This window comes from Pseudomonas sp. SIMBA_041 (assembly GCF_046535095.1).
GTDB classification, from domain to species: domain Bacteria; phylum Pseudomonadota; class Gammaproteobacteria; order Pseudomonadales; family Pseudomonadaceae; genus Aquipseudomonas; species Aquipseudomonas mucoides.
Genome location: NZ_JAWRXJ010000009.1, coordinates 283,368 through 290,747, shown reverse-complemented (window position 1 = coordinate 290,747; position 7,380 = coordinate 283,368). Strand labels below are relative to the sequence as shown.

General features: G+C 58.1%; 8 protein-coding genes. 5 read left to right on the top strand and 3 right to left on the bottom strand.

The window, feature by feature from the left end; genetic code table 11:
• Positions 1-199: 199 nt before the first annotated feature.
• Together rhtA and SB725_RS22800 are read left to right on the top strand one after the other, a co-directional pair.
• Entirely contained in the window at positions 200-1,087 is an 888-nt protein-coding gene (rhtA, locus tag SB725_RS22805) for a threonine/homoserine exporter RhtA (protein WP_027925803.1), read from the top strand.
• Positions 1,088-1,254: 167 nt separating this feature from the next.
• The gene (locus SB725_RS22800; protein WP_027925802.1) at positions 1,255-1,536 is read left to right on the top strand and encodes a hypothetical protein; all 282 of its coding nucleotides are present in this window, start codon (positions 1,255-1,257) and stop codon (positions 1,534-1,536) included.
• On the opposite strand, the gene SB725_RS22795 is transcribed toward SB725_RS22800, so the two are convergent.
• Entirely contained in the window at positions 1,523-2,095 is a 573-nt protein-coding gene (locus tag SB725_RS22795) for a TetR/AcrR family transcriptional regulator (RefSeq protein ID WP_027925801.1), read from the bottom strand. The genes SB725_RS22800 and SB725_RS22795 overlap by 14 nt on opposite strands.
• 92 nt (positions 2,096-2,187) lie before the next feature.
• On the opposite strand from SB725_RS22795, the gene SB725_RS22790 reads away from it, so the two are divergent.
• A complete protein-coding gene (locus tag SB725_RS22790; protein ID WP_059182434.1) occupies positions 2,188-2,916 on the top strand; it encodes an SDR family oxidoreductase in 729 nt (242 codons plus the stop codon).
• 37 nt (positions 2,917-2,953) lie between these two features.
• Positions 2,954-3,544, top strand: a complete 591-nt coding sequence (locus SB725_RS22785; RefSeq protein WP_027925799.1) for a 2-hydroxychromene-2-carboxylate isomerase — start codon at positions 2,954-2,956, stop codon at positions 3,542-3,544.
• Here SB725_RS22785 and SB725_RS22780 read toward each other — a convergent pair.
• The gene (locus tag SB725_RS22780; RefSeq protein WP_410922599.1) at positions 3,541-4,539 is read right to left on the bottom strand and encodes a zinc-dependent alcohol dehydrogenase family protein; all 999 of its coding nucleotides are present in this window, start codon (positions 4,537-4,539) and stop codon (positions 3,541-3,543) included. The two genes, SB725_RS22785 and SB725_RS22780, sit on opposite strands and share 4 nt — an antisense overlap.
• A 104-nt stretch (positions 4,540-4,643) precedes the next feature.
• Between SB725_RS22780 and SB725_RS22775 the strand changes: the two genes are divergently transcribed.
• The gene (locus SB725_RS22775) at positions 4,644-5,564 is read left to right on the top strand and encodes a LysR family transcriptional regulator (protein WP_172825933.1); all 921 of its coding nucleotides are present in this window, start codon (positions 4,644-4,646) and stop codon (positions 5,562-5,564) included.
• Here SB725_RS22775 and SB725_RS22770 read toward each other — a convergent pair.
• A complete protein-coding gene (locus tag SB725_RS22770) occupies positions 5,557-7,365 on the bottom strand; it encodes an aminopeptidase P family protein (protein ID WP_027925796.1) in 1,809 nt (602 codons plus the stop codon). The genes SB725_RS22775 and SB725_RS22770 overlap by 8 nt on opposite strands.
• Positions 7,366-7,380: the final 15 nt, after the last annotated feature.

The window sequence follows — 7,380 nt, the reverse complement described above, 5'->3', positions numbered from 1 at the left end:
GGAGTTTTCCGTTTCGACTGCGCCGGAAGTGGGGCGAATTATAGACATCCAGAATCTGCCGTCAAGCAATGATTTGGTTTTTCTATCGATCAATCCAAAATCACTGCTATATATAGACGCGCCGGCCACGAATGCGCACTATATTGCCCAACTGCACGACATCAATACTCTCGCTTCCATTTTCGGACGATGCCACGTAATGAATGATCAGCCCCGCAGCCTTGCCTCGACCTTGTTCTCGGTAGGCCTGTTAATAATAGCCATGGCCTCGATCCAGTCCGGAGCATCCCTGGCTAAAAGCATGTTTCCGGTGATTGGTGCTCAAGGAACCACTACCCTGCGCCTGATGTTCGCCAGCGTGATCATGCTGCTCATGCTACGGCCATGGCGGGCGAAGCTCACCGCAAAATCCCTGCGCACCGTCATCATCTATGGCATGGCACTGGGCGGCATGAACTTCCTCTTCTATATGTCGTTACGCACCGTCCCCTTGGGTATTGCCGTAGCTCTGGAGTTCACTGGGCCGTTGGCTGTGGCGATCTATGCTTCACGCCGTGCGATCGACTTTTTGTGGATAGCACTCGCGGCTATCGGCTTGCTGCTCTTGATCCCTACAGGAGCGACAAGTGCCGGGATTGATCTTGAAGGTGCCGGCTATGCATTGGGCGCGGGTGTCTGCTGGGCGCTGTACATTCTATTCGGGCAAAAGGCCGGCGCCGACAATGGTGTGCAGACTGCTGCATTGGGCGTGATGATTGCTGCATTGTTCGTAGCCCCTATCGGCATCGTCCATGCCGGCGCCGCGCTGCTGACTCCGTCGCTGATCCCCGTAGCCATCGGCGTAGCCATTCTCTCCACCGCCCTGCCCTACACACTGGAGATGGTCGCGCTCACCCGAATGCCAGCTCGCACGTTTGGCACATTGATGAGCATCGAACCTGCGATTGGCGCGTTGTCAGGCCTGTTGTTCCTCCACGAATACCTTTCACTGTCACAGTGGATGGCTATCTTGTGCATCATTCTGGCTTCCGTGGGTGCCACCATGACCATGGGCAGCAGTGCCAAGCCAGCGGTTGCGGCAGATTGAGACAGGATTTGACGCAGGTCTGGTAATTGCCGCTCAATTAGGCCATGTTTAGGCCCGCAACCCAGTGCCATACATGGATTTTTCAGGATAGGGACATCAGAACGCTTCAGCGAAAGCGAATGCAGCCAGACCCGGGCGCAAGATCCGGGAACGCTATAAGGACAGCAATGAAACGAATTTTGATATTGATCGCCGTGCTTGCAGTTGCGGGCTGCGCGGCGACCTCGAAAACATCAGTCAAGCATGGCAAGAAAGGGCTGCATATCAACTGTTCAGGGCTCTCATCCTCCTGGGACAAGTGCTACACCAGCGCAGCCAACTCGTGCGCCCCCAAGGGATACAAGGTCATCGCCAAGTCAGGGGACGCGGTGGAAGAACCAGGCGATTATCCATTCGGCCTCAACCCCGCCGGCTACACAAGCCGCAGCATGATCGTCATTTGCAAGTAGGTTGCTGCCGCCCGGCAATCTGGCGGCCAATCTCATCGTAGCTGGACTTCAACACATTACGCTGGATGTCTGGCGTCGCCAGCATCCGCGCGACGACCAAAGCTCCGATACATTGCGACAAAATGGCCCAAGCCAGGCTGTCGCTCTCCAGGATGCGCGCCCAACTCTCCTGTAGCTGACAAATCCAGCGCTCAGCCTGCTGACGAACCAGCACATCCGAACGAGCGATCTCAGCCCCCAACGCGGGTAACGCACAGCCGGATTCCGGATGTTCGACATGCGCCATGCTGAGGTAGTGCTTGAGGCACCGTTCAAGCTTTTCACGCCCCTGATCGGCGCTTAATCGCTCCAGGCTTTGACACAGCTCACGCTCGACAATTGAGGCGAACAGTTCGTCTTTCGACGAGAAATGGCTGTAGAACGCCCCGCCGCTCAAACCAATCGCCTTCATCAATCCGTCGACACCGACCGTGGCAAAACCCGACTTCTTGGCTGACACCGCGCTGCTTTCCAGCAGCCTCTCTTTGGTTTCCAACTTGTGACTGGCCGAGTAGCGCATTGCCCTCTCCTCAGGATTGATCGCCTTGACGCGTGCCAAATCGTAGCATAACGTTCGTTTAGTTAACGATCGTTTAGCAAAGGGATCAACCTATGAATAATAAGAAAGTCGTACTGGTTGTCGGCGCAGGGGATGCTACCGGCGGCGCCATTGCCAAGCGTTTTGCCCAAGAAGGCTACGTCGCCTGTGTCACCCGCCGCAGTGCAGACAAGCTTCAGCCGCTGGTCGACACCATCAAAGCCAATGGCGGTGACGCCCACGGTTTTGCCTGCGATGCGCGCAAGGAAGAAGAGGTGATAGCGTTAGTCGAACAGATCGAAAGCGAGATCGGCCCCATCGAAGCGTTTGTGTTCAATATCGGCGCGAATGTGCCCTGCAGCATTCTTGAAGAAACGGCCCGCAAGTATTTCAAGATATGGGAAATGGCCTGTTTTTCAGGTTTTCTCAATGCTCGTGAAGTCGCCAAGCGCATGGCCAAACGCCAACGGGGCACCATCCTGTTCACCGGAGCCACCGCTGGTATGCGCGGTGCCGCGGGATTCGCAGCATTCGCCGGTGCCAAGCATGGCATTCGAGCCTTGGCCCAAAGCATGGCCCGTGAACTCGGCCCCATGAACATTCATGTTGCTCATGTCGTCGTCGACGGTGCTATCGATACCGATTTCATCCGAGAGAGCTTCCCGGAAAAGTACGCGACCAAGGATGAAGACGGCATTCTCAACCCCGAGCATATCGCCGAGAACTATTGGTACCTGCACAGCCAGCCACGGGACGCCTGGACGTTCGAACTGGATTTACGGCCCTGGAGCGAACGCTGGTAAGCCCTCCCTCTACAACAATAAACAGAGTGCACCGACCATGAGCAAAACCGTGGAGTTCTTTTTCGACCTCGGCAGCCCGGCCACCTACCTGGCCTATACCCAGCTCCCCAAAATCTGTGAGCAAACCGGCAGCCAATTGATTTACACACCGATGCTGCTGGGTGGCGTCTTCAAGGCCACCGGTAACGCTTCGCCTGCAGTCATTCCGGCCAAGGGCCGCTACATGTTTCAAGACCTGGACCGCTATGCAAAACGCTATGGCGTGCCACTGAAATTCAATCCGCATTTCCCCATCAACACCCTGATGCTCATGCGTGCGGTGACCGGGATTCAGTTACGTCATCCCGAGCGCTTCCTGGCGTTTATCGACTGTCTGTTCAAGGCCCTCTGGGTCGAAGGTCGCAGCCTTGATGACCCGGCCACCGTCGCCGCCGTGTTGACACAAAACGGCTTTGACCCCGATGAAGTACTCGCCCTGACAGCCGACGAAGAGGTTAAAGCCGCCCTTAAGGACAATACCGAGAAAGCAGTACAGCGCGGTGTCTTCGGGGCGCCGAGTATGTTCGTCGACAATCAGTTGTTCTTCGGCCAGGATCGGCTGGACTTCGTGGTTGAAGCCCTGAGTTAAATCTCGACCACCAACCGCCCCTGCGCACCTCCCGCAACGACCAACTCATGAGCGGTCTCGGCAGTTTCCAGCGTGAACTGCCGAGGATCGAGCAGCGGTTTCAACTGACCCGCCTCAATCAGCCGCGTCGCATCCTGAAGAATCTGCCCGTGATGCTCACACCCCTTGCCAGTCAACAGCGGCAACAGCGTAAACACCCCGGAATAAGTCGCCCCACGAAACGACAACGGCGCAAGGCTGTGTTGGCCCCAGCCCAGACAGCTCACTACATGCCCTTCATAAACCCGAACTGCCTTGAATGAATCATCCAATACCCCACCGCCCACCGTGTCATAGACGACATCGAAGCCCTCCCCCGAAGTGAACTCAGCCACATAGTCCTCCACCGACGACGCACGATAATCGATGAACGTTGCACCAAAGCTTTCAATAAGCCCCTTATGACCCGCTGAACCCGTGGCAAACACTTCTGCACCGAAAGCCCGGGAAATTTGCATAGCAACATGTCCGACTCCACCCGCACCACCGTGAATCAGCACTTTTTGACCAGCCCGAACCCGCGCCCGATCAACCAGCCCTTCCCATGCCGTGATCAATACCAACGGCAACCCTGCCGCCTCGCGCATGCTCAGATTTTTCGGCTTGTGCGCCAGAAGCCGCGAATCAACCACCGCGAACTCCGCGAGAGAGCCCTGCGCACCACCGATTCCAGTCGCCATCGCATAGACCTCATCGCCCGACAGCCACTCACTGACGCCCTCTCCTATCGCCTCAACGGTCCCCGCGAGGTCCATGCCCAACACAGCCGGCAATGGCTGCCGGGCATGAGCCGCCTGCCCCGAACGAATCTTCGCATCCAGCGGATTCACCCCGCTGGCCTTGATCCTCACCAGCACTTGGCCCGCTCCAGGCACCGGCCGCGGCAGGGAAACCAAGCGTAAAGGGCCGTTGGCCGTGTCAACCATCAGAGCGCGCATTTCAAGTGAGTCAGTCATTTCGGCAAATTCCATGAGAAGTGGATGTGGAATTAATCTTCTTCCAGTTCACTCATACCGATAAGACGCTATATCGCTATAGTGATCATGCCCATATGGCATCAATGAGAATTCACGTGGACACACTCAACGCAATGGCCACGTTCGTCCGGGTCGTCGAACGTGGCAGCTTTTCGGCCGTTGCCCGGGAGATGCAGACCAGCCAGCCGACTATCAGCAAGTTATTAAGGGCGCTGGAAATCAGACTGGGCGCCAAGCTGATTACCCGTAGCACCCGCCAACTGTCACTGACCGATGAAGGTCAGCGCTACTACAACGAATGCCGGCAAATCCTGGCCGCCGTGGACGCGGCGGAACAGCGTTTTCGATCAGGTCGCGAATCCGTCGCCGGCAACCTGAAAATCGGTTCATCCGTAAGTTTCGGGCGCTTGCACATTGCGCCGCGACTCCCTGCGTTTCTCAAAGCGCACCCTCAGGTTCAGATCGACCTGCAACTCAGCGATCAAAATCAGGACCTGGTCAGTGAAGGGCTGGACGTGACATTCAGAATCGGTGAGTTGGCCGACAGTGGTCTGCTCGCACGCCACGTCGGTACGACCCACCGGATCACGGTTGCAGCGCCTGACTACCTTGAGCAACACGGCGAGCCGCACACCCCGGAAGAACTCGGCGCGCACAATTGCCTGCAATTCAATTTGCTGAACAGTCAGAACCTATGGCATTACGAAAGAGGCAACCAACACCACGAAGTGCGCATCAGGGGTAATGCGCAAAGCAACAACTCCGAGGCCATTCGCGAGATGGTGCTGGGGGGATTGGGCATTGCGCTGTCGCCGGTGTGGCTATTCAGCGAGGATCTGAAGGCCGGCCGAGTGAAGGCGATTTTGCAAGACTACACGGCGCAGTCGCTGCCGATTCATGCCGTGTCCCCGGCGAATCGTCGCCAATCCGCCAGGGTCAAAGCTTTCGTGGACTACATGAGTCAGGCGCTAAAACAAGCGCCTGAACTCCAGCCCGTCAAATAGCCGCGGTACGGGTGTTCAACCATTCAAGGGCCGCGCCATCGAGCAATGGGCTCAAGCGCTCCCGCACTTCGGCGTGGTAGGCGTTGAACCACTGCTTCTCTTCCAGGGTCAGCAGCGACGGCTCCAGGCAACGGGTGTCGATCGGGCACAGTGTCAGGGTTTCGAACTTGAGGAATTCACCAAATTCGCTGGAACCCGCCTCACGGTTCAGCACCAGGTTCTCGATACGCACGCCCCAACGGCCCGGACGATAAGTGCCCGGCTCGATGGACGTGATCATGCCCGGTTGCATCGCCGTTTGCGGAGCCGCAGCAGCCTGATAGGCGATGACCTGCGGACCTTCGTGAACGTTGAGGAAGTAGCCAACGCCATGGCCGGTGCCGTGACCGTAGTCGACGCTTTCAGCCCAGATCGGCGCGCGAGCGATGGCGTCGAGCAATGGCGACAGAATCCCACGAGGGAATTGCGCGCGGGACAGCGCGATCACGCCTTTGAGGACGCGTGTGCAATCGCGTTTCTGTTCAGCAGTGGGTGTACCGACCGGGACCATTCGCGTGATGTCGGTGGTGCCACCCAGGTACTGACCGCCGGAGTCGATCAGCAGCAGACCGTCACCCTCGATCACCGCGTGCTCTTCTTCGGTCGCGTGGTAGTGCGGCATCGCGCCATTGGCGTTGAACGCAGCAATGGTGTTGAAGCTCAGCGACACGTAGCCTGGACGGCGGGTGCGCGCGGCCGTGAGGTGTTCGTCGATGGTCAGCTCGGTGATGCGCTCACGACCCAAGGCCGAGTCCAGCCACGTGAAGAATTCGCACAGGGCGGCACCGTCCTGTTCCATCGCCTGACGAATATGCTCGGCATCGGCCAGGCTTTTTTGCGACTTGGCGAGCGTGGTCGGGTTCAGGCCTTCGACCAGTTTTACGCCTTTGTCGAGGTTATCCAGCAAACCGGCGGTGACGCGCGCCGGATCGACTTGCAGGCTCGCGCCGCTCGGCACGGCGCGCAACGCAGCAGCCACTTCGCTGTAATCGCGCAGGGTCACGCCGTCTTGTTCGAGCACCGCACGCAGTTCAGTATCGACTTTGCTCAAAGCGACGAACAGGGTGGCCTGCTCCTGACTGATCAAGGCGAAAGATACAAACACCGGATTGAACGACACATCGCCGCCGCGCAGATTAAACAGCCAGGCGATGTCATCAAGGGTCGCGATGAAATGCCAGTCAGCACCACGTTCTTTCAACACTTCGCGCAGTTTCGCCAGTTTCTCGCCACGGCTGACCGTCGCCTGCGGCGGTAAATGCTGGTAGATCGGCTCATTCGGCAATGTCGGGCGATCGCTCCAGACTTCGCTCAACAGATCGATGTCGGTCCGCAGGCGGGCACCGCGCTCTTCGAGTTTGCCACCTAGCGTACGCGCCGACGCCACGGCCATCACTGCACCGTCCACCGCGACGACGCCGCCTTCAGGGGTTTGCTCGGCCAGCCAGTCCAACGGGCCAGGTTGACCCGGTTGCAGCTTGACCAATTCGATGCCGCTGCCCTTGAGTTCCTTGGTCGCTTGCTCCCAGTAACGACTGTCGGCCCAGACGCCGGCAAAATCCGGGGTCACGATCAGTGTGCCGACCGAGCCATGGAAGCCCGACAACCACTGCCGTCCCTGCCAGTAACCCGGCAAATATTCCGACAGGTGCGGATCGGCCGACGGCACCAGCAAGGCATGAATGCCTTCGCGGCTCATCAGTTCGCGGGTTTGCGCCAGGCGCTGTGGCACCGATCCATTGATCGAAGGCTGCGTACTCATCGTGTCTCCTGCTAA

Excerpts from the sequence above, each read along its gene's own strand:
- rhtA (WP_027925803.1), top strand. The coding sequence starts at position 200 with ATGAATGATCAGCCCCGCAGCCTTGCCTCGACCTTGTTCTCGGTAGGC.
- SB725_RS22800 (WP_027925802.1), top strand. The coding sequence starts at position 1,255 with ATGAAACGAATTTTGATATTGATCGCCGTGCTTGCAGTTGCGGGCTGC.
- SB725_RS22795 (WP_027925801.1), bottom strand. The coding sequence starts at position 2,095 with ATGCGCTACTCGGCCAGTCACAAGTTGGAAACCAAAGAGAGGCTGCTG.
- SB725_RS22790 (WP_059182434.1), top strand. The coding sequence starts at position 2,188 with ATGAATAATAAGAAAGTCGTACTGGTTGTCGGCGCAGGGGATGCTACC.
- SB725_RS22785 (WP_027925799.1), top strand. The coding sequence starts at position 2,954 with ATGAGCAAAACCGTGGAGTTCTTTTTCGACCTCGGCAGCCCGGCCACC.
- SB725_RS22780 (WP_410922599.1), bottom strand. The coding sequence starts at position 4,539 with ATGACTGACTCACTTGAAATGCGCGCTCTGATGGTTGACACGGCCAAC.
- SB725_RS22775 (WP_172825933.1), top strand. The coding sequence starts at position 4,644 with ATGAGAATTCACGTGGACACACTCAACGCAATGGCCACGTTCGTCCGG.
- SB725_RS22770 (WP_027925796.1), bottom strand. The coding sequence starts at position 7,365 with ATGAGTACGCAGCCTTCGATCAATGGATCGGTGCCACAGCGCCTGGCG.